15 protein-coding genes and 1 pseudogene are annotated in these 19,729 nt (G+C 75.4%); 7 read left to right on the top strand and 9 right to left on the bottom strand.

The features are described 5' to 3' along the window. Window positions 1-20: 20 nt before the first annotated feature. From AB0M92_RS22745 to AB0M92_RS22730, 4 genes are all read left to right on the top strand, one after another. Complete coding sequence (locus AB0M92_RS22745; RefSeq protein ID WP_366104095.1) at window positions 21-701, top strand: DUF4389 domain-containing protein; 681 nt, start codon at window positions 21-23, stop codon at window positions 699-701. Window positions 702-786: 85 nt separating this feature from the next. Beyond that, window positions 787-1,422: an ATP-binding cassette domain-containing protein gene (locus AB0M92_RS22740; protein ID WP_366104094.1), complete on the top strand. Its 636-nt coding sequence runs from the start codon at window positions 787-789 to the stop codon at window positions 1,420-1,422. Then, complete coding sequence (locus tag AB0M92_RS22735; RefSeq protein WP_366104093.1) at window positions 1,419-2,297, top strand: metal ABC transporter permease; 879 nt, start codon at window positions 1,419-1,421, stop codon at window positions 2,295-2,297. The genes AB0M92_RS22740 and AB0M92_RS22735 overlap by 4 nt, the downstream gene beginning before the upstream one ends. Then, window positions 2,255-3,088, top strand: a complete 834-nt coding sequence (locus AB0M92_RS22730) for an ABC transporter substrate-binding protein (RefSeq protein ID WP_366104092.1) — start codon at window positions 2,255-2,257, stop codon at window positions 3,086-3,088. Before AB0M92_RS22735 ends, AB0M92_RS22730 begins: the two co-directional genes overlap by 43 nt. A 90-nt stretch (window positions 3,089-3,178) precedes the next feature. On the opposite strand, the gene AB0M92_RS22725 is transcribed toward AB0M92_RS22730, so the two are convergent. Together AB0M92_RS22725 and AB0M92_RS22720 are read right to left on the bottom strand one after the other, a co-directional pair. Continuing rightward, on the bottom strand, window positions 3,179-4,876 hold the full coding sequence (locus tag AB0M92_RS22725; protein ID WP_366104091.1) for a class I adenylate-forming enzyme family protein: 1,698 nt from the start codon (window positions 4,874-4,876) through the stop codon (window positions 3,179-3,181). After that, window positions 4,873-6,711 (bottom strand): CoA transferase, encoded by a 1,839-nt coding sequence (locus AB0M92_RS22720; RefSeq protein ID WP_366104090.1) that lies wholly within the window; start codon window positions 6,709-6,711, stop codon window positions 4,873-4,875. Before AB0M92_RS22720 ends, AB0M92_RS22725 begins: the two co-directional genes overlap by 4 nt. A gap of 121 nt (window positions 6,712-6,832) precedes the next feature. On the opposite strand from AB0M92_RS22720, the gene AB0M92_RS22715 reads away from it, so the two are divergent. Continuing rightward, complete coding sequence (locus AB0M92_RS22715; RefSeq protein ID WP_366104089.1) at window positions 6,833-7,993, top strand: acyl-CoA dehydrogenase family protein; 1,161 nt, start codon at window positions 6,833-6,835, stop codon at window positions 7,991-7,993. 86 nt (window positions 7,994-8,079) lie between these two features. On the opposite strand, the gene AB0M92_RS22710 is transcribed toward AB0M92_RS22715, so the two are convergent. Together AB0M92_RS22710 and AB0M92_RS22705 are read right to left on the bottom strand one after the other, a co-directional pair. Further along, on the bottom strand, window positions 8,080-9,141 hold the full coding sequence (locus tag AB0M92_RS22710; protein WP_366104088.1) for a sugar ABC transporter permease: 1,062 nt from the start codon (window positions 9,139-9,141) through the stop codon (window positions 8,080-8,082). Beyond that, window positions 9,138-10,271, bottom strand: a complete 1,134-nt coding sequence (locus AB0M92_RS22705; RefSeq protein WP_366104136.1) for an MFS transporter — start codon at window positions 10,269-10,271, stop codon at window positions 9,138-9,140. Before AB0M92_RS22705 ends, AB0M92_RS22710 begins: the two co-directional genes overlap by 4 nt. Before the next feature lie 250 nt (window positions 10,272-10,521). Between AB0M92_RS22705 and AB0M92_RS22700 the strand changes: the two genes are divergently transcribed. Then, on the top strand, window positions 10,522-11,214 hold the full coding sequence (locus tag AB0M92_RS22700) for a hypothetical protein (protein WP_366104087.1): 693 nt from the start codon (window positions 10,522-10,524) through the stop codon (window positions 11,212-11,214). A gap of 161 nt (window positions 11,215-11,375) precedes the next feature. After that, window positions 11,376-12,017 (top strand): sigma-70 family RNA polymerase sigma factor, encoded by a 642-nt coding sequence (locus AB0M92_RS22695; RefSeq protein WP_366104086.1) that lies wholly within the window; start codon window positions 11,376-11,378, stop codon window positions 12,015-12,017. Between the two features lie 63 nt (window positions 12,018-12,080). On the opposite strand, the gene AB0M92_RS22690 is transcribed toward AB0M92_RS22695, so the two are convergent. From AB0M92_RS22690 to AB0M92_RS22670, 5 genes and pseudogenes are all read right to left on the bottom strand, one after another. Next, entirely contained in the window at window positions 12,081-13,634 is a 1,554-nt protein-coding gene (locus AB0M92_RS22690; RefSeq protein WP_366104085.1) for a hypothetical protein, read from the bottom strand. A 70-nt stretch (window positions 13,635-13,704) separates the two neighbouring features. After that, window positions 13,705-15,177 carry a serine/threonine-protein kinase gene (locus AB0M92_RS22685; protein WP_366104084.1) on the bottom strand — a complete coding sequence of 491 codons (1,473 nt, stop codon included), beginning with the start codon at window positions 15,175-15,177 and terminating at the stop codon, window positions 13,705-13,707. 8 nt (window positions 15,178-15,185) lie between these two features. Then, a complete protein-coding gene (locus AB0M92_RS22680) occupies window positions 15,186-16,004 on the bottom strand; it encodes a serine/threonine protein kinase (protein ID WP_366104083.1) in 819 nt (272 codons plus the stop codon). A gap of 112 nt (window positions 16,005-16,116) precedes the next feature. Further along, window positions 16,117-18,147 carry a glycosyl hydrolase family 32 gene (locus AB0M92_RS22675; RefSeq protein ID WP_366104082.1) on the bottom strand — a complete coding sequence of 677 codons (2,031 nt, stop codon included), beginning with the start codon at window positions 18,145-18,147 and terminating at the stop codon, window positions 16,117-16,119. A gap of 17 nt (window positions 18,148-18,164) precedes the next feature. After that, window positions 18,165-19,673 (bottom strand): annotated as a pseudogene (locus tag AB0M92_RS22670) (M23 family peptidase); the annotation flags it as partial. Window positions 19,674-19,729: the final 56 nt, after the last annotated feature.

The following is a 19,729-nucleotide window of genomic DNA, read 5'->3' as shown; positions in this document are numbered from 1 at the left end:
ACACGGACGGTGACGCAATCATGTCCGCCAACGTTTCTTCGTACCGCTCGGTCAGGGTGTTCGCCGACCTCGACAGCCCGCTGTCGCGCTGGCTCTGGCTGGTCAAGTGGATCCTGGCGATCCCGCACTACATCGTGCTGTTCTTCCTCTGGATCGCCTTCATCGTGGTCAGCGTGATCGCCTTCTTCGCGATCCTGTTCACCGAGCGCTACCCCCGCGCCCTGTTCGACTTCAACGTGGGCGTGCTCCGCTGGTCGTGGCGGGTCTCGTACTACGCGTACGGGGCCCTCGCCACCGACCGGTACCCGCCCTTCAGCCTCGGCCCGGAGCCCGGCTACCCGGCGCGCCTGGAGATCGCCTACCCGGAGCGCCTGTCGCGGCCCCTGGTCCTGGTGAAGTGGTGGCTGCTGGCCATCCCCCAGTACCTGGTCATCGGCTTCTTCACCGGCGGCATGCGCCACGGCTGGTGCGCGGGCGGCGGTCTGATCACTCTGCTGGCCCTCTTCGCGGTGGTGGCGCTGGCCTTCACCTCCACCTACCCGCGGGGCCTTTTCGAGCTGATCGTGGGGCTGCACCGGTGGGTGCTGCGCGTCGCCGCGTACGCCGCGCTGATGACGGACGAGTACCCGCCGTTCCGCCTCGACCAGGGCGGGGACGATCCGGCGCCCGCCCCGGCCTCGGACCCGGCCGCATCCGCCTGACCGGACCCGGAACCAGCACGGGCCCGCGTCCGACCACCTCCGCGTGCGGGGAACCACCCGGCACCGGACGACGGGAGGGCCACGGATGGGCGGGCTGGACGTACGCATGCGGGGGGTCGCCTGCCGCCACGGCCGCGTCGAAGCGGTCGCCGACGTGGACCTGGAGATCGCGGCGGGCGAACGCGTCGCGCTGACCGGGACCAACGGCTCGGGCAAGACCACACTGCTGCGCGCGGTCCTCGGACTGCACCGCCAGGTGTCCGGCAGCATCCTGGTCGGCGGCCGCGGCACCGGATCGGCCGCCGAATGGGCCTGGCGGCGGCGCTCCTGCGCCTGGATCCCGCAGAAGCCGGCGGCCGGCCGGTTCCCGCTCCTCGGGGACGAGCTGCTGGCCAGCGGCGGCGCCCCCGCCGAGGCCGCCGAAGCGGCGCGCAAACTGGGCGTCGGCGCGCTGCTCGGCCGGCCCCTGCACACGCTGTCGGGCGGGCAGTTGCAGCGGATGTACCTGGCCCGGGCGATCGGAGCGGTGGCGGCCGGGGCCGAGGTGCTGCTGGCCGACGAGCCGACGGCGGCGCTGGACTTCGGCGGCCAGGAGGAGGCCGCCGACGTGCTGGCCGCCCTGCCGGTGACCCTCGTCGTGGTGACGCACGACCGGGCGCTCGCCCGGCGCTGTGACCGCGTACTGGAGATGGCCGCGGGCCGCCTGCGGGAGGTCGCGTGATCCTCGCGGACGCCCTCGCCGCCGCCGACCTCGGTGAGCTGCTCCATCTGCTCCCCGTCCGGCGGGCGGGCTTCGCCCTGGTGCTGGCGGCGGTCGGCCTGCCGGTGGTCGGCGTGGTCATCGTCGGTCTCGACATCATGCCGGTGCGCTTCGCGATGATGCACGTCGCCCTGCTGGGCATCGCGATCGGGCTGCTGACCGGGCTCGATCCGATGCTGTGCGCGCTGGTCGCCTGCGCCCTGGCGGGGGCCGGGGTGGCGCCGCTCGCCCGTACCCCCGACGGACTGTCCGGGGCGATGGGCCTGCTGATGAGCCTGGCCATCGCGGCCGCGCTGCTCGTGCTCGCCGTGTCGGGGGTCAACGCCTCCGGTGCGTTCGCCCTCCTGTGGGGCTCGATCCTGTCCGTGGGCACCGCCGATCTCGTGGTGCTCGGCGCGCTGGCGGTCCTCGTACCGGGACTGCTGTGGTGGCGGCGGCGCGATGTGGCCCTGCTGCTGTACGACCGTGAGCTGGCCCAGTGTTCGGGTGTCCCGGTGCGGGCGCTGACGGTCGTCCTGCTGGTCCTGGTCGCGGTGGCGGTCGCCGGGGCGATCAAGCTCACCGGCGCGCTGCTCGTCGACGCCCTCACCCTGCTGCCCGCGCTCGCGGCACGCCGCCTGGGCACCTCGCTGCGGTCGATCACCCTGTGGGCGGTCGGCATCGGGGTGGCGGTGAACCTCACCGGTTTCCTGGTCGCCCTGCGGCTCGACTGGCCACCGGGTCCGGTCCTCGTCCTCACCGCGGGGGCGCTCGTCCTCGCGGTCCATCTCGTCCCCGAACGGAGCATCAGCACATGGCGCGCATCCGCGTCCGATTCGCTTCCCTCCTCGCACTGAGCGCGGCGCTGACGGCACTGGTCGCCGGCTGCGGCAACGGCGGTGCCGGCGGCACCGGCGGCGACTCCGACACCGCTTCGAAGGACGGCACGACCGCCCGCCGGGGCGGGCAGCCGGTCGTCGTGGTCACCACCGCCTGGGAGGGCGCCTTCGCCAAGGCCGCCGGAGCCCGGGACGTGAGGGTGATCGTGCCCCAGTCGGTGCACCACGCCCCGGACTACGACCCCAAGCCCTCCGACCTCGCGGCCGTGGGCAAGGCCGACTTCGTGCTCTACGCCCCCTTCGAACCGTACGCGGCGAAGATCAAGGAGGCGGCCGGCTCGAAGGCCGAACTGGTCGAGGTGGACCTCGACAACGACGCCGACAAGGTCAAGGCCGAAGTGGCCAGACTGGGCGAGCTGTTCGGCACCGAGGAGACCGCCGCGGGGTGGACGGCGTCCTTCGACGCCGAGTACGCGAAGCTGTCGAAGGAGGTCCAGGGGTCCTGGCCGGGCGGCAAGAGCCCGGCCGTCGTCAGCCAGGTGTTCACCGTGTGGTCCGCGAAGCTGGCCGGGGCCGCGCCGGTCGGCACGTACGGCCCGGAGGCCGTCACCCCCGAGCAGCTCGCCGAACTCTCCGGGAAGAAACCGTCCTTGGTCCTGGACAACGCCCACATGACGACCGGGACCGTCCTGCCCGACTCGGGCGCCCGGCAGATCGAGATCGTCAACTATCCGGGCACGGACCTGGACTTGCTGCCGGTCTACCGCAACGCGGCGGCCGAACTGAAGAAGGCCGCGGGCGGCTCCTGACCGTCCGGCGCGCACGAAGGGCGGGAGAGCGGCTCCGGTTGCCCTCCCGCCCTTCGTGCGCGTCCTGCGCCGCCGTACCGCCCGGCTCCGTCAGCCCGCGTGGGCCAGCGGAGGGGCGGGGGCCGCCGCGGCGGCGGTGGGCCCGGGCCCCGTGAGCCGCTCGCGCAGGGCGGCGCGGTCGGGTTTGCCGGCGGGCGTGAGGGGGAGTTCCGCGATCACCAGCAGGCGTTCGGGGTGCTTGCGCTGTTCGAGCCCGCGGCCCGCGAGGTGCTCGCCGAGTGACGCGAGGGTGGGGGCCTCGGGACCGCGCGGTACGACGCAGGCCGCGAGGCGCTCGCCCATCAGCCGGTCCGGGACGCCGACGCACACCACGTCCCGTACCCGGGGGTGCGAGGCGAGCTCCCGCTCCACCTCGGCGGGGCTGATGTTGGCCCCGCCGCGGATCACGATGTCCTTGAGGCGGCCGACGAGGCGCAGCACCCCGTCCCCGCCGATCACGCCCAGGTCGCCGGTGCGGACCCAGCCCTCGGGGGTGCGGTAGCGGGCGTCCAGCTCCGGGGCGCCGACGTAGCACATCGGGGTCATGGGACCTCGGGCGACGATCTCGCCGATCTCCCCGTCCGGGAGCCGCTCGTGCGTGTCGGGGTCGGTGATGCGGATGTCCGCGACCCGGGGGTCGGGGCGGCCCGCCACCACACCAGTGGAGCCGGCCTCCGGGGCTTCTTCTCGCAGGCCGGTGTGACAGTTGACCCCGTCGGCCGAGCCGTAGAGGTTGACGACCGGGCAGCCGAAGGCGCGGGCGGCATCCCCGGCCGTGGTCTCGTCCAGGGCCGAGCCGCCGAGGACCAGGGCGGTGGGCGCGGGCAGTTCCTCCCGCCCGGGTGCGAGGCCCTCCAACCGGTCCAGCATCATGCGGACCATCGTCGGAACGCCCAGGACGTGCGTCGGCCGGTGCTCGCGGATGGCGGCGAGGGCGGACTCCGGGGTGAAGTGGTCGAGCAGGACCAGCGTTCCGCCGTGCCGGGCGAGCGTGACGGCGGTGCCGTTGGAGCCGAACGCCGATCCGAGCGGTACGAGGAACAGGCAGCGCGGCGGGGCCCCTTCGGGCATGAGCGACGCCAGGAAGTTGCCCCGGCCCCCGGCGAGCGCGTTGTGGGAGTAGGCGACCATCTTCGGATCCGCCTCCGAGCCCGAGGAGACGAGGATGCGGGCGGCGCTGTCGGGGTCGGGGCGGGCGGGCACGAAGGCGGCCGGGTCGGAGCGAAGCAGCCCCGTCAGGGCAATCGTTCCTTCAGGTGCGCTCCCGACCCGCCCGGCGGCGATGACATGGTGCAGCTCGGGCAGGGCCGGGGCCAGGGCGAGGAGTTCGGCGGCAGGGCGGCCGCCCCGGTGTTCGACGGCCGCGATGACCGCGACGGCCTCCGCCCTGCGCAGCAGCGCTCCGGCCTCCAGGCGTCCCCGGCCGACCGGGAAGGGCAGCGCCACCGCGCCCAGGGCGGCCAGGGCCAGATCGGCGATGACCGCGCCCCGGCCGTTGGGGAGCTGCACGCCGACGACCTCCCCGGGCCGTACGCCGAGGCCGGCGAGCCCGGCGGCCAGACGGCGCACCTTGCGGTCCAGCGCGGTGCGGCAGAGCTTGCCCTTGTCGTCGATGACGGCGGTGGCGTGCGGGTCGGCGATCTGACGGGCCCGGAACAGGCTGTAGAGGTCGAGGTCGGGGCAGGTCCCTTCGACCGCCCAGCCGCGGCGGAGGCCGGCGGGCAGCAGATCGTGCAGGGCGACGGTCACAGGAAGCTCCAGGGGTCGGGGACGGCCGGGGCGCCGTGCGCGTCGCGGCTGATCGAGCCGGGGAAGCGCCGGTCGTGACGCAGGTCGCCCGGATCGGCGGTGACCGCGGTCGCGGACAGGCCGTGGGCGCGCAGCTGCGCCAGGGCCGCGGTGGTGGGCAGTTCGCTCAGGTCGTACGCGCCGGCCGCGGGCGCACAGGTGTCGGTGGGGGCGATCCAGCCGTCCGCGGTGCGCAGCGGGCGGCGGAAGCCGGCCGGCCGGCGCGGGTCCTGCCCGCGCAGCGCCCGGCGCAGGGCGGGGGCGGTGAGCGCGTCGGCGGCTCCGAGCAGGGAGGAGTCGACGCGGACGCCCGCTCCGCCGTTGCGCTCGCGCAGCAGCAGCCCCGCCAGGACGGCTTCGGCGCCGAGCAGTCCGCCCAGCACGTCGAGCAGGGTCATCAGGGAGGGCGCGGGCGGCTCGTCCCGCGGCCGGGCGGCCTCGCCGACGCCGGTGCGGGCCTGGACCATGAAGTCCGTACCCATCGGGGCGTCGCGGATCCGGCCCGCCCAGCCGCCCGTGTACGCGTAGACGAGCCCGGGGTTCACGGCCGCCAGATGGGCCGAGTCGAGACCCAGCGCGGCCGCCTTGCCGGGGGCCCAGTTGTGCAGGAAGACGTCCGCCCCGACGGCCATCTCGCGCAGCCGGCGCCGATCGGCGGCCGACTTGATGTCCACCTCGACGGCCTTCTTGCCGCGGTTCAGCGCGAGCCAGCGGGCGGAGGTCCCGGAGCAGGCGGGCGGCATCCCGCGCAGCGGGTCGCCGCCCGGGGGCTCGATCCGTACGACCTCGGCGCCGAGCAGGCCCAGCAGGTGTGCGGCGAGCGGGGCCTGGATCCGGCGGCCCGCTTCGAGCACGGTCAGCCCGGCCAGCGGCCGCCCGGGGCGGGGCGGGCCGGGCTCGCGGGGCGCGAACCGGGACCGGGGGCCGGATCCGTACGGGGTGAGGGACCAGGGCGCTGCGCCGTCGTGTTCGGCGGCGCGCTCGTCGAGGGTCCGCAGGCGGCAGACCTCGGCGCCGCAGGCCGCGGCGGCCGCCTCGATCCGCCGCCAGGTGTGCGTACGGGCGGTGGTGTGCAGGGCCGCCGGGAAGGGGGCACAGGCGGTGGCGTACCGGAACTGGAACGGCCGCCACCCGGCCCGCACGGCGCCGAAGGGAGCCTCCAGGGCCCGCCAGAACGCGGCCCAGGCGCCCGGATCGAGGGTCTCCAGCTCGAAGAGCACTCCGTCGGAGGATGTGAACGGGGGTCCCCCGGGAGCCAGTTCGGCGGCCTCGCCCTCGTCGGCACCGGACGCGGCGAGGTACTGGGAGACCGCCAGCAGTCCGGCCCGGTCGGCGCTCGTGGTCACCCTGGCGGCCCGGCCGCCGCGGGCCTGGGCCAGCAGCCCGGCGAGCAGCCCCTGTACGGCGAGCACCCCCGTGGCGGTGGCGGCGAAGTCCACGGCCAGGCCGCGGGGGGCGCCGTCGCGCCGCCCGTGGACGGCCATGATGCCGGTGGCGGCCTGGACGGTCGCCTCGTCGGTCATACCGCCGGCCGGGTTCGCCGACCAGCGCACGATCGCGTCCTGGCGGCCGAAATCGCCCCCGGACAGGGCGATGCGCGCCGTACCCCGGTCGCGGGGCTCGGCCGGGTCGGGTCTCCTCGCCGTCTCGGCTCCCGCCTCCGCTCCCGCTCCCGCTCCGGCACCGAGGAGCCTGAGGTGCTCCAGGGCCGGTCCGGACAGCTCGGGCGGTCCCGAGGCGGTGAGGTGCAGTCCTTCGAGCGGCCGGACCGTACGGGTGACGGCTGGTGAAGCCATGCCTCTCCTCTGCTCGGATGTGCGCGACACGGGAACCAAGCCGGCTGCGCGCCCGACCAGTTCCCCGGGAAGTCAGTCGGACTGTCGTTCCCACGGGTTCCCGGCACATGGGAGGAATGCGGTGGAGAGCCAGGAAGACGCGTTGAGGGACCGGGTCGCGCAGTTCGTCCGGAGCCGCGTCATGCCCTGTGAGCCCGTACTCGACGCGGGCGGCCCGCAAGCCGCGGCCGCCTTGCGGGAGTTGCAGGCACAGGCCAGGCAGGAGGGGCTGTGGGGACTGCCGCTCCCCGCAGAACTCGGCGGCCAGGGGCTCCCCTTCGCCCGGTACGCCCGGCTCGCCGAGGCCGAGGGGGCCAGCGACCACGGACCGGCGGCCCTCGGCTCCGCGTCCCTGCTCGACGCCACCATGCTCTGGAAGCACGGCGGCGACCGGATCCGCGACCGGTACCCGGCGCGGCTGGCCGCCGGCGGGCTGCGCGCCTGCTACGCGATGACCGAACCGGACACCCCGGGCACCGACCCGTCCGGTACCTCGACCCGCGCCGAGGAGCAGCCCGACGGGAGCTGGCGCGTCAGCGGCCGCAAATGGTTCGTCTCGGGAGCGGGCGGGGCCGATCTGGTGACCGTCCTCGCCCGGACCGACGGGGAACCGGGAGATCGCGAGGGACTGTCCCTGCTGGTCGTCCCCACGGATTCCCCCGGATTCCGCGTCGTACGGGAACTGCCCGTGCTCGGAGCCCGCGGCCAGTGGGAGATCGGCTTCGAGCAGGTCTGCGTGGACGCCGACCACCTCCTGGGCGGGCGCGGACAGGCCTTGACCATCGCCGCGGAACGACTTCGGCTGGGCCGGACCCTGCGCTGCCTGCGCTGGCTCGGCCAGGCGCAGCGCGCCTTCGACCTGATGTGCGTGCGCGCCGGCTCCCGTACGGGATCGCGCGGTCCGCTGGCCGGCCACCAGCTCGTGCAGAGCCATGTCTTCGAGGCGCTGCTCGCCCTGCGCAGCACCCGCCCGCTGGTCCACGAGGCCGCGGCGAAGATCGCCGCCGGCCTGGACGCGCACGTGGAGGTGGGGCTGGCCAAGGTCGCCGCGGCCCGCATGCTGGAGCGGGTCGTGGACGCGGCCGTCCAGGTCCACGGCGCGGCCGGGCTCGGTCCCGACACCCCGCTCCCGGCGCTGCTGCGCACCGGCCGCGCGGCCCGCATCCTCGACGGCCCCGACGAGCTCCACGTCACTTCGGTGGCCCGCCGGGTCCTGCGCACGTACGAGGATGACACCCCCTAGCTAGGGGGTGTCCGCATAGTCCCGCCTGCCCCGCGGCGCCCGGCAGCCCGCCCTGCGGGCGGACGCCGCCACTTCGCGGACACCCCCTAGATCTCCCCGGTACCGACCAGGCCCGTCAGGGCCGCCAGGCCGAGCGCGAGGAAGAAGTCGCCCCACACCAGCTCGTGCCGGGCCGCCAGGCCCTTTCCCGCGTCGTAGCAGCCGTCCAGCAGCATGCCCCGGGTGAGGTGCTCGCCCACCAGGCGCTCCAGGATCGCGGCCGCCCGGTACGCGTACTGCGACGCGGCCCGGCAGCCCGGAACGCGGGCGAGTTTCAGCAGCGCCACGGCCGCGATGGCGGCGGCCGAGGTGTCCAGCGGGCCGGCCGGCCGCCCCTCGTCCGCGAGGGGGACGAGGGGGGTGCAGGGACGGGTCCAGGCGTCGGCCAGCCGCTCCGCCGCGGCCTCCAGCCGGTCGGGGGCGATCCGGGCCACCCCGGGCCGGTGCAGGGCGTCGGCCACCGCCAGCAGCAGCCAGGCGTCGCCCCGGCTCCAGCCGGCCCGCGGCTCCCGGTACGCCCGCCAGCCCGCCCCCGCGTCGAACTCCCAGGCCGGTACGGTGCGTGCGCCCGCACCGAGGCACAGGTCGAGGTGCCGGTGCAGGTGGGAGGCGGCGGCCCGTTCGCCGTCCGGGCCGGCGGCGGCGAGCAGCCCCACCATGCCGGGTACGCCGTCGACCCTGGCCAGCAGCCGGGGGCCGCCGAAGGCCGATCCCCAGGGCACCAGGCCGAGTTCGGGGTCGAGCGCGGCCAACGCGGCCCCGGCCGCCCGGGCCCGCAGCTCCCGCGCTCCGAGGTCACCGTCGGCGAACGCCGTGCCGTACCAGAGGATCAGCCCGCGCGTCGCGGTGTCGGCCTCGATCCACTCGGCCAGCCGGGCCGTGCACGCGGCGGCGGCCGCCCGGTCGGCCGCCGCCCCGGTGTGCCGGGCCCGCAGCCACAGCAGTCCGGCCCAGAACCCGCCGGTCCACGCACCGCGTCCGGTGGTGGTCCAGCGGCCGGTCTCCGGGTCGGCGTACAGCGGGAACCGGTCGCCGGTCTCGGTACGGGTGACGGCGGCCCGGTCGAGTACGTCGGCCAGCGCCCGCCCGGCCCAGTTCGCGGGGGTCACGCGGCTGCCTCCGTACGCGGGCCGCGCCGCCGTTCCCGTACGGCCCAGGCCGTCGCGACGGCCGCGGCCGCGGCGAACTCCGCGGCGACCAGCAGCCAGCCTGGCCCGTACCGGCCCTCCTGCGCGAGCCGGCCGAACAGCACCGGACCGACCGCGAAACCGGCGAAGAACCCGGCGGCGACGAGCGCGGAGTCCTGGCCGGCCCGGCCGGGGGCGGCCCGCTGCATCACCAGCACCATCGAGACGGCGTTGCCGGAGACGGCGAACACCCCCACGGCGACGACCGCTACCCAGACCAGCTGGTGCGCGTACAGCGCGGCGGCCAGCAGGCAGGCGGCCGGTACGGCGCCTGCCGCCAGAGCGCCGGGCAGCCACTCGGCGCGCCCCGGCCGCGCCGCCTTCGACCAGCCCACCCGGCCGGCGATGCCCGCGACGCCGAGGACGGCCACCAGGGCCGCAGCCGCCGTCGGCCCCATGCCCAGCTCCCGGGTGCCGAAGAGGGCCACGTACGTGTTGACCGAGGCTATCGCGCAGCCCAGGAAGAGGGAGAAGACCGTCAGCCAGGCGATGGCGCCGCGCGGGACGAGCGGGGCGCGCGGTGGCGCGGACCCCGCCGGCGGGTCGGCGGGCAGGGCGCGGTGCGCCCAGAGGGCGGCCAGCGCGGCCGCGGCGGCGGCCGTCCACACGGCGCCGCGCCAGCCGATGGCGCCGGCCAGCGCCGCCAGCGGCAACCCGGCGGCGAACGCGCCGAGCTGGACTCCGGACTGCTTCATACCGGTCACCGAGCCGCGCCGGGCGGGCGGGACCGCGGCCAGGATCGCCTTGTTGGTCGCGGGGTTGGCGAGCGCCTGCGGCAGCCCGCCCAGCGCCACGGCCGCGAGGAGGAAGCCCGGGCCGGGCGCCGCGCCGATGAGCGCGAGCGCGGCCCCCGACACCAGCAGCAGGACCACGAGGGAGCGGCGCGGGCCCGTCCGGTCCACCATGCGCCCGCCGACGGGCGAGAGCAGGGCGGCCGCCCCGAAGCCGATCGTGGTCGTCAGGCCGAGGACGGTCGGCGAGACCCCCGCCCCGTCCACGAGCCGCGGACCGAACGCGCCGAGCAGGAACAGCTGGAGCATCGAGAAGGCCATGGCACTGGTGAGCAGCGCCGTCAGCCGGCCGTCCGCCGCCGCTGCGGCGGTCTTCGCCGATGCCGTCCGCTCCGCCACCACTGACTCCGTTCCATGGCCGTCATTTCGGTCCACGGCAGGAGTCGGGGCGGCGAACTCATGGGTTCCCGGATGCTGTTGTGGCGTAGGACACATGTGGTTTTGTCCGGTCGTGCCAATTCTCGGCGCCCCCCTGTGGCCCTCTTGAGAGCGGTGCGACGATGAGCCCGCCATGATTCCCGACCGGTGTTGCCGCGCCTTCAGGGCCGCCTTGTTCGCGGCCATCTGCGTGCTGCTCGCCTCCCTCGGCCACCTCCTCATGTCGGGGCAGACCGTCCCCTGGTGGGCGATGGCGGTCGCCGCGGCGGCCACCGGAGGGGTCGCCTGGATCCTCGCCGATCGTGAACGCGGCCTCCTGGCCGTCACCTGCGCGACCGTCGCCGCCCAGGCCGCCCTGCACACCGCGTTCTCCCTGGCCCATGCGGCCGTCCGCCCGTCGACGGCCCCGGCTCCGCCGCCCGGTGCGGGCGGGCACGCCCACCACGCGGCGCACACGATGGCCGACAGCGGCATGAGCATGCCGATGCAGACACCCCTGCAGATGCAACTGCCGATGCCGCTGCCGATGTCCTCCGGGCACGGCGTCGCCTCCGCCTCACCGACCGGCATGCTGGCCGCCCACCTGCTCGCCGCCCTGCTCTGCGGGCTCTGGCTCGCGTACGGGGAGCAGGGCGCGTTCCGCGTCCTGCGGGCCCTGGCCGGCCTGCTGCTCGTACCGCTTCGACGGGCCTTCCGGCCGCCCGTACCCGCCGGCCTCCCGCGCCGCCGGATCTGCCCGGACCTCCGCGCACGGCCGCTGCGCGGGCTCCTGCTCGTCCACGCCCTCACTTCACGGGGTCCGCCTCCCGGGACCGCTGTCATCTGACAGCCGGCTCACCGACGCGCGCCGCCGCTGCGCTGCGCGCCTCGGTCATCGGCCTCGCCGTCCGGCGGGCCGTACCGCTCACCGGCCCGCCCCGCCCCCGCGCCCGCGGTGGGTACGCGGCGCCGGACCCGGAGTCCGGAATCCCGGAAGGACCTCAGGCGATGACCCCTGCCCTGCTTCCCCTGCCGACCACGGCCGAGACGGCACCCCCGCGCCACCACGGCGGCCCGGACGAGCCGACGACCCTGCTGGCGCTCGCCGCGCGCGGCGGCGACCCCGACGCGGTGGACCGTTTCGTACGCGCCCTGCACCGCGACGTCCGGCGCTACGTGGCCTACCTCAGCTCCGATCCGCAGTCGGCGGACGACCTGACCCAGGAGACGTTCCTGCGCGCCCTGGGCAGCCTGCACCGCTTCGAGGGCCGCTCCTCGGCCCGTACGTGGCTGCTCTCGATCGCCCGGCGCACCGTGATCGACAGCCTCCGCCACAAGGCGGCCCGCCCCCGGATCTCGGACCGGGACGACTGGCAGAGCGCCGCCGAACGGGCCCAGCCGCGCGACCTGCCCGGCTTCGAGGACGGGATCGCCCTGGCGGAGCTGCTGGGGACGATCCCCGCCGAACGCCGCGCGGTCTTCGTCCTCACCCAGGTCCTGGGGCTGCCGTACGCGGAGGTGGCGAGCGCGCTCGGCTGTCCGATCGGCACGGTCCGCTCCCGCGTGGCCCGCGCCCGCACCTCGCTCATGGAGCTGCTCACGGACGCCGACGCGGACCTGCCGGCCCTCGCGGCTCCGGCGGCCGCCTGACCGACCGCCCACCGGCCGGGGCGGAGCTCTCGCCCCGGCCGGTGGCCGCCGCGACGCGGCGCCCTATCCGCCGCCCTTCAGCCGGCGGACCACCTCGTCGGACACCCGCTTCTGGAGGTCGGCTAGTTGCTCGGGCGTGTACGTGGTGAGATCGCCGGGGTCCTTGGCGCCGCCCGGACTCGGGCCCGCCTGCTGCTGTTGCTGTTTCTCCTGCTCCCGGCGCCGGAGCTCCTGCTCCTCCGGCGAACCGGGCGCCGCGTACGCGCACTTGATGAGGGCTCCGTCGGCGGCCTTCAGACAGGTCGCCTCGCGCCCGCCCACCTGGCCGCGGCCCTCGACCCGGTACCGGATGTTCTGCTCGCTGCCGACCGTGGCGGTCCAGGTGCTGCCGCCGGTCGGCACCACCTCGAACACCTGGTCGTCGTTGTAGCAGCAGACGTCGCGGTACTCGGCCTTGATCAGCGCGACGAGCGCCTTGGGCGAGGACCAGGTCGGGTTGAGCCGGTGCACGGTCATCGGGGCCAGTCCGCGGCCCTGGTGGCGGGTCGGCACGGTCGAGACGGCCACCACCGAGCTGGCCTCCCCCTGCGGGGTGAGGGGGGTGACGTACGCGCTGCGCCCGCTGGCATCGCGGTACTGGAGGGTGAACTCCGACTCGTTGCCCGCGTTGGCCCCGTCCTCGGAGGCGTCCCAGCCGCTGCGCTCGAACCACCAGTCGCTGAAGCTGCCGACGGCGGCGGTCCCCTCCCGCTGCCGGGCCGCGAGGCTGAGCGGATAGGAGGGACCGGGCACCTTCGCCGTGTCGGTGGTGATGGTGAGCTTGCCGGTCTTCCCGTCGTAGAGCGCGAGTCCGGCGGGCCGTTCGGTCACCACCAGGATCCCGGTCTGGCGTTTGAGGGGGACGACCACGGTCGGGGTGTCGCCCTGACAGGTCACGTACGCGTCGTCGGCGTCGAAGCGCACCCAGCGCTGCCGGGCCGAGATCCGGCGCCCCAGGTTGTGGCCGAACCAGCCGCCGATCCGCGCGTCGGCCTTGTCGATGTCGAAGGAACAGCGTTGCTGGCTGCGGCTGTTGCCGCCGAGCGGGACGTCCTGCTCCAGGCCGACCTCGTATCCGGAGAGCCAGCCGCGCCGCTCGACGAGGGTCGCGAAGCGGTCCGCGTCGGGCAGGTAGGTGATGTCGGAGATCTCGCCGGTGACGTCGCCGAGGTGCGGGGCGGCCTGCGCCTTCCCGACCACGTAGGGCGCCCGGGCCGCCAGTTCGGGCACCGGTTCGCTCACGATCTGCACGTTCTGCATGTACGCCCGGTCCTGGAGGTACGACCCGTACACCAGCCACCAGATCCCCAGGCCCAGCCCGAGGACTGCGCCCATCCAGCCGAGGACCACCCCGGCGCTCCCGCCGCCCGCACCGCCGCCCCGCCCGCCGCGGACGCGCTTCAGCACCAGGCCCACCAGCAGGAGGAGGGCGAGGAGCAGCAGGGGCGCGGCCAGCCAGGACAGGAGTTTGCGGCCCTCCCACACGATGATCGTGGTGGCGTACGAGGCCCACCAGAAGAACAGCCCCGCCAGAAGGACGGGTATCCCCACCCACCATGCCCGCGATGCGCGCCCCATGACCGCCCCCCGACGTCAGCTGCCCAAATTCTGTACCGCGGAAGGGCGGTTGTCAGCCGTTCGGCGGGAGTCACGGTGAGGTGACGCCCCGGGGGGCCGGACACCTCGGGAGGGGCGGGCGGTCCTTCGTCCGCACCGCCGGCAGCCAGCCGACGGCCGCCTTCGCCCCGGCCGGGTCCGCGCTCGGCAGGCGGACCCGGAACCAGTGCGTGGACCGCGTGTCCGATTCGTCGATGACCACTTCGCCGCTCAGGAGCTGGCAGTCGGCGTCGAGGACGTCGGCGTGCCAGACCCGGGTCGGCACGACGTTCCCGGCGATGTACGGCCGCAGGGGGTCGATCGCCAGGCCGAGGCTGCACCGCGGGTCCCGGTCCGTACGGTCCCGGCAGGCGCTTTCGGCATTGAACACCCTCACCTGGAGCGGTGGTTCGGCGGTACCGACGCGCGCGGCGCCGACCCCCTCCCGGGCGGAGTGCCCCGCGTACGACCAGATCGCGGAACCGGCCGCCCCGCATGCCGCGAGGACGAGGAGGGCGGTGCGCGCCGTCCGCCGAAGGCGGCCCCTCCTGCTCCGGGGGGCGCAACCGCCCGCCCGCCGGGCCTCGATCCGCTCCAGCAGGCTCTCCGCGGTGTGCGCCGCGCGGGCGGCGTGCGTCGGGGCGAGGCAGTCGGTGGCCAGGGCGCGCCAGAACTCCGGGACGCCGTTGGCCATGCGCAGGGGCGCGCGCCCCGCCGCGTACTCCTGTACGGCGGCGCCCCGCGCGACCGGTGTGGCACCGGAGAACAGCGGGGCACCCGAGGCGAACACCTCGTGGATCACGATGCCCAGGGCCCAGATGTCGGCGCTGGGACGGATCTCCACGCCCAGCTCCCCGAGCGGTGCCCTCCAGCGCTCGGGCGGCAGGTAGTCCAGGGTGCCCATCGGGGGCCCGTGCCCGTGCGTGCCGGTGGTCAGCTCGGCGGCGAGGCCGAAGTCGGAGAGCTTGACCGAACCGTCCTCGCCGATGAGGACGTTCTCGGGCTTGAGATCGGCGTGCACCCACCCGGCGCGGTGCAGATGGGCCAGCCCCTCGCAGATCCCGGCGATCAGCCGGGCGCCCTCGGCCTCGGTGATCCCCGAGCCGAGCAGGTCGCGCAGGCTGCCCCGGGCCCGCTCCATGACCAGGACGATCGCGCCGTCGAGTTCCGGCTGCTCCGGTGCGCTGAGGACGGTGCTGTCCAGCAGCCGGACGAGCCGCGGATGGCCCGCGCGTACCCCGATCTCGACCTCGCGCCGGGCCGCCTCGGCCACGCCCCGGGCCTGGCGCGGTGCGAGCCCGGAGGTCGGCATGATCTTGAGGGCCACCTCGCGGGTCTCCGCGGCCGCCCCCGGCCCGTCGGCCGCCGACCGCCGTCCCGCGTACACGGTGGCCCAGCCCCCGGCCCCGATGGGCTCGGTGACCACCCAGTCGCCCACCCGATGGCCCGGGGGCAGCAGTTCGGTGTGGCCGCTGTCCCACGAGGCGTCCGGACCGCCCGGACCCCCCGGCCCCTGCAACCGCATCACGTCGCCTACCGCCCCCGCGCGCCCGCTTCGGCCCGGGGCGGCAGCAACGCGAGGTGTTCCTCCCGCACGACGGCGAACTTCAGGGCGAGCCCGACGACGGCGTCCCGCTTCCCGTTGCGGCGGTCGCCCGCCCCGGGCACGCCTCCCGCGCCGGTTTCGGGCGCGGCGGCCGCGACGCCGATCCGCAGTTTCTCGTCGGCCAGGTAGTCGATGTGCGAGCTGACCGCGCGCGCCGTCAGCCGCCCTCCGGTGGCATGGCCCCGCAGCCGCTCGACGACCTGCGGGGTGGTGGGCACCGCGACCGGCGACTGGTCGCGCAGCCAGGGTTCGCAGAGGGCGACGAGCACGAGGAAGTACGTGGCCGTCTCGTCCAGGGAGTACGCCGTGACGGTACGGCTCGCCCAGGAGCCGCCCGTGCCGGGCGGGTCCAGGTAGACGTGATCGGGCGCGAACACCTGGAAGGAGACGGTGGTGCCGCGCCGCGTGGGCAGCACCACCCGCGAGAACTCGAACGGGATCGGCGCCCCGGCCCGGCGCGGCGACACCCGCAGGTACTCGCCGGCCCCCTCCGGGTTCTCCACGAGATAGGCCTGCGTGGTGCTGTGGTTGGTCAGCTGCCAGTGGTCGTCGGTGACCCGGATCTCCCCGGCCAGCCGGGAGATCGCCTCGTCGGCGAGCCGCAGTTCGACCGGGGTCTTCGCCGAGCCGCGTCCGAACCGCGCGACCTCGCCCGGTCCGAGCCGCAACGTCACCGCCTCGCCGCCCGGCTCCCCGTCGGCGCCGCCGCCGCTCCCCTGCGGCAGATGCACGACTATGCCGCTCACCACTCCCCCTGTACGACGTGCTGACAAGACGTCGTACAAGGAACGGTACCGGTTGGAAGGCCGCCCACAGGGCGGTACTCCGGCCAATTCCGGGGCCCCCGCGCGCCCGGGCTCAGTACGCGGGCGAGCCCGCCGGGAGGGGTGCGACCAGGCGTTCCCCGAAGGCGTTCCACGGTCCCCAGCCACCGCTGGGCCGCTCCTGGACGCGGGTACGGATCCGGCCATCCGCGGTGACGGCGAAGACGTGGATCCGCCCGGTGGCGTCGGCCGCGGCCGTGGGCGTGGCGGCGAGCGGGGCCGCGGGCTCACCGAACTCCTGCGCCGCGGCCCAGGTTCCGCCGGGATCGGCGTACCAGCGGTGGACGAGCCGGGCCCCGCCGGGCGACAGGGCGAAGGCCTCCAGCCGCCCGTCGGCGCCGGGGGCGAGCGCCGGGGCCGCGGCCGACCAGCCGAACAGGTGCTGCCAGTCGCCCCAGCCGCCGCTGGGTACCGTCTGGCGCCGGTGGAAGGTCGCCAGGCCGGAGGGGGCGACGGCGGCGACGGTGAGCCGGCCCGAACCGTCCCGGGCCACGCGCGGCGCGCCGCCGGCGGCCGTACCGAACGGCTGCCATGCCGCGGCCCAGGCTCCGCCCGGGGCCTCCTGCCAGCGGTGGTGGATGGCGGAGCCGCCCGGTGCGAGGGCGAACACCTCCAGCCGGCCGTCGGCGTTGGCGGCGACGGCCGGGGGCGCGCCGACCGGACCGCCGAAGGCCCCGTCCCACTCTTCCCAGGCCGGCGAGCCGGGCGACCGCTGCCGGCGCCGCGCGAGGCAGGCGCCCGCGGGGGCGGGTGCGAAGGCCTCCAGCCGGCCGTCGCCGCCCCGGGCGACGGCGGGGGCGGCTCCCGCCGGGCCGCCGAACTCCTCCCAGTCGTACCAGCCGCCGTCGGGCCGCTGCGCGCGGTGGTGCAGGTTGGCGCCGCCCGGGGCGAGGGAGAAGACCTCCAGCCGGCCGTCGGCGTCGCGGCCGAGGGTGGGTACCGCCCCGGCCGGCCCGCCGAAGGACTCCCACGCGGACCACGTGTCGGTTTGCGGGTCGAGCTGGACGCGCCGCAGGATCGACCGGTCACCGGCGTCGAGCGCGAACACCGTCAGCCGGTCCTCCACGTCTCTTGCGACGACCGGGTTGTCCAGGCTCTGCCAGGGCGGCGGTCCGTCGTCCCGCCAGCGCAGGGGTGCCACGTACAGGCCCTGGCGGAACCAGCCCGCGGCGCTCGCGTACCACTCCCGCCCGTCGGAGACCACCTCGACGGCGTGGCCGGGGACATGCCCCGCGTAACCGCCCTGGCCGAAGCGGAAGGGGTCCCTGGACGCGAACACCTCCGTGCCCTCGTATCCGCCCCGGGGGCCGATGAACAGGTGGTACCAGCCGTCCCGTTCGACCACGCACGGCGATTCGGTGACCGACAGGGTCGCGTCGGTGGTCGCGTCGGTGAAAACGGTCTCCGGCGCCCTCCAGTGCAGCAGGTCGGCGGAGCGCCGTGCGGCCACGACGTGCCGGCCTCCCCGTGGGGCGGACAGCTCGGTGTAGTACATCACCCACTCGTCGGCGATCCGCAGCACCATCGGATCGCGCGCCGCGATCCCCCGGAAGAGGGGACCGGACGGGACGCGGGTCCAGGTGAACAGATCGGTGGAGGTCGCGAGATTGATCGCGGCGCCGCCGCGGCCGCCGGCGGCGTAGAACATCCGGAACGTGCCGCCCGCCTCGACGACGTACGGGGCCCACAGGTGCTCCTCGCCGAAGTAGGACCGGTCGACGGTCAGCGCGTCGGCGTGCGGGGTCCAGGGCCCGTACGGATCGGGGGCGCAGGCGTGCGTGAAGGCGAGCTCGGCAGCGCTGTCCGGGGACTCGCCGGGGCGTGCGCTGTCGCCGACGATGCCGAACAGGTGCCACTGGCCGGCCGCCTTGATCAGCGTGTGGTCGTTGAGGTAGCGCTGCCGGCCGGGGAGGGAAGGATCGTGGACGTGGGTGAACGGCCCGGCTCCGATCCACCGGTGCGGCGGATCCGCCGCGGCAGCCGCGCCGCCCGTCCCCGGCAGCGCGAGCACCCCCGCGGCGGCGGCCGCACCCCGCAACACGCCCCGCCTGCTGATCGGACGCACGGATCCCCCCGGCATCAGTTGACGGCGGGGCCGGAGGAGCCGCTCACCCAGGCCCACTCGGACCAGGTGGTGAAGCCCGTCTGCCATTTGTGGTGGACGCCGGCGCCGCTGGTCCCGAACACCTCGATGCGGCCGTCGGCGTTGGTGGCGGCGCCGATTTCGGTTCCTCCGCCGCCGAACTCGGCCCACTGGCCGTACGGCGCGTTGACCCCGCTCTGCCAGAGGTGGCGGGCTTCGGTCGCGTTGACGGCGAAGACCTCGACGCGGCCGTCCGGGGACCGTTCACTGGTGAGCTGGGAGTCCGCCGGCCCTCCGGTGGGCTCCCAGCCGGACCAACCCGAGGCGCCGGTCTGGTACTTGTGGAACACGCCGACCGGCCCGGAGGCGAAGACCTCCAGGCGGCCGTCCTGGTTGTGGTCCACGGTCAGGTCGCGGCCGCCGCCACCGAAGTCCTCCCAGGCCGACCAGCCGCCGTTGACCGCCGTCTGGTAGAGGTGCCGGAAGGTGTCACCGTTCAGGGCGAAGACCTCCAGGCGGCCGTCGAGGGACTTCTCCATCTCGATGCGGCTGTCGGCCGGACCGCCGCCGGTGGGCTCCCATTCGGACCAGCCGCCGCTCGGCGCGTTCTGGTACCGGTGGAACACCCCGACGGGACCGGAGGCGAACACCTCCAGCCGCCCGTCGCCGTTCGCGCCGACGGCGATGTCCTTGCCGCCCCCGCCGAAGGACTCCCAGCCGGACCAGCCGCCCGAGGGCTGGAGCTGGTAACGGTGGGAGAAGGTGTCGCCGTTGATGGCGAACAGCTCCAGCCGGCCGTCCGCGTTGGGGCCGATCGCCAGCTCCGCGCCGCCCGGGCCGCCCAAGGCCTCCCACTCGGACCAGGCGCCGTTCACCGTGTTCTGCCAGGCGTGGTGGATGCCGTCGGCCCCGGCCGCGAAGACCTCCAGCCGGCCGTCCGCGGAGCGGGCCGAGACCACCCGGCCCGATTCCGCCGGATACGTCAGCGGGCCCGGTCCGGGCTCCTGGTGGCCGAGCCGGTCCACCGCGGCCCGGGCCTCGTCCATGTGCCGCCGGTGCACGCCCGCGTTGTACGTGGACCAGGGCTGCCAGTTCGTGCCCCCGGCGGAGATCTCGAAGGCGGCGTTCGCGTTGCACTGGGCGTCGTAGGCGCAGGCGTCGTCGACCTCGGGGTGCCAGTAGTCGTTGATCTGCCACAGCCCGCGGTCCCTGGACGGGGGCGTGTTGTTCTGTACGTTGGTCGCCGCCGGGTTGCAGCTGGACTCCGCGAGGGCGACGGCGACGGCGGTCACCAGGCCGTCGCCGCGGAAGCCGGCGTTGTAGCCGGTCTGCGCGCACAGATCGCTCGACGCGGCGGATGCGGGCGAGGCCCCGGTGAGCGTTCCCGCGGCGCCGAGCAGCACGGCCAGCGCCGGTGCGGTGAGACGGCGGGCGGTGGGCCGGCGGGCGGTGGGCCGGCTCGGTGACGAGGTCGTACCGGCGGGTAAGGAGCGCTTTGCTGCGGACATCTGCTTCCCCCTTCGGGCGCGGTGCAGGGCAGAGCGAGGCTGTGGCCGGGCGGTGC

The organism is Streptomyces sp. NPDC051582 (assembly GCF_040681715.1).
In the GTDB taxonomy this organism is placed as follows: Bacteria; Actinomycetota; Actinomycetes; order Streptomycetales; family Streptomycetaceae; genus Streptomyces.
The sequence above is the reverse complement of the archived record's forward strand: the minus strand, read 5'-3'. Positions and strand labels throughout refer to the sequence as shown.

Coding starts and splice junctions, on each gene's coding strand:
- AB0M92_RS22730 (WP_366104092.1), top strand. CDS start 2,255: ATGGCGCGCATCCGCGTCCGATTCGCTTCCCTCCTCGCACTGAGCGCG.
- AB0M92_RS22690 (WP_366104085.1), bottom strand. CDS start 13,634: ATGGGGCGCGCATCGCGGGCATGGTGGGTGGGGATACCCGTCCTTCTG.
- AB0M92_RS22740 (WP_366104094.1), top strand. CDS start 787: ATGGGCGGGCTGGACGTACGCATGCGGGGGGTCGCCTGCCGCCACGGC.
- AB0M92_RS22685 (WP_366104084.1), bottom strand. CDS start 15,177: ATGCGGTTGCAGGGGCCGGGGGGTCCGGGCGGTCCGGACGCCTCGTGG.
- AB0M92_RS22720 (WP_366104090.1), bottom strand. CDS start 6,711: ATGGCTTCACCAGCCGTCACCCGTACGGTCCGGCCGCTCGAAGGACTG.
- AB0M92_RS22745 (WP_366104095.1), top strand. CDS start 21: ATGTCCGCCAACGTTTCTTCGTACCGCTCGGTCAGGGTGTTCGCCGAC.
- AB0M92_RS22705 (WP_366104136.1), bottom strand. CDS start 10,271: ATGGCCTTCTCGATGCTCCAGCTGTTCCTGCTCGGCGCGTTCGGTCCG.
- AB0M92_RS22700 (WP_366104087.1), top strand. CDS start 10,522: ATGATTCCCGACCGGTGTTGCCGCGCCTTCAGGGCCGCCTTGTTCGCG.
- AB0M92_RS22695 (WP_366104086.1), top strand. CDS start 11,376: ATGACCCCTGCCCTGCTTCCCCTGCCGACCACGGCCGAGACGGCACCC.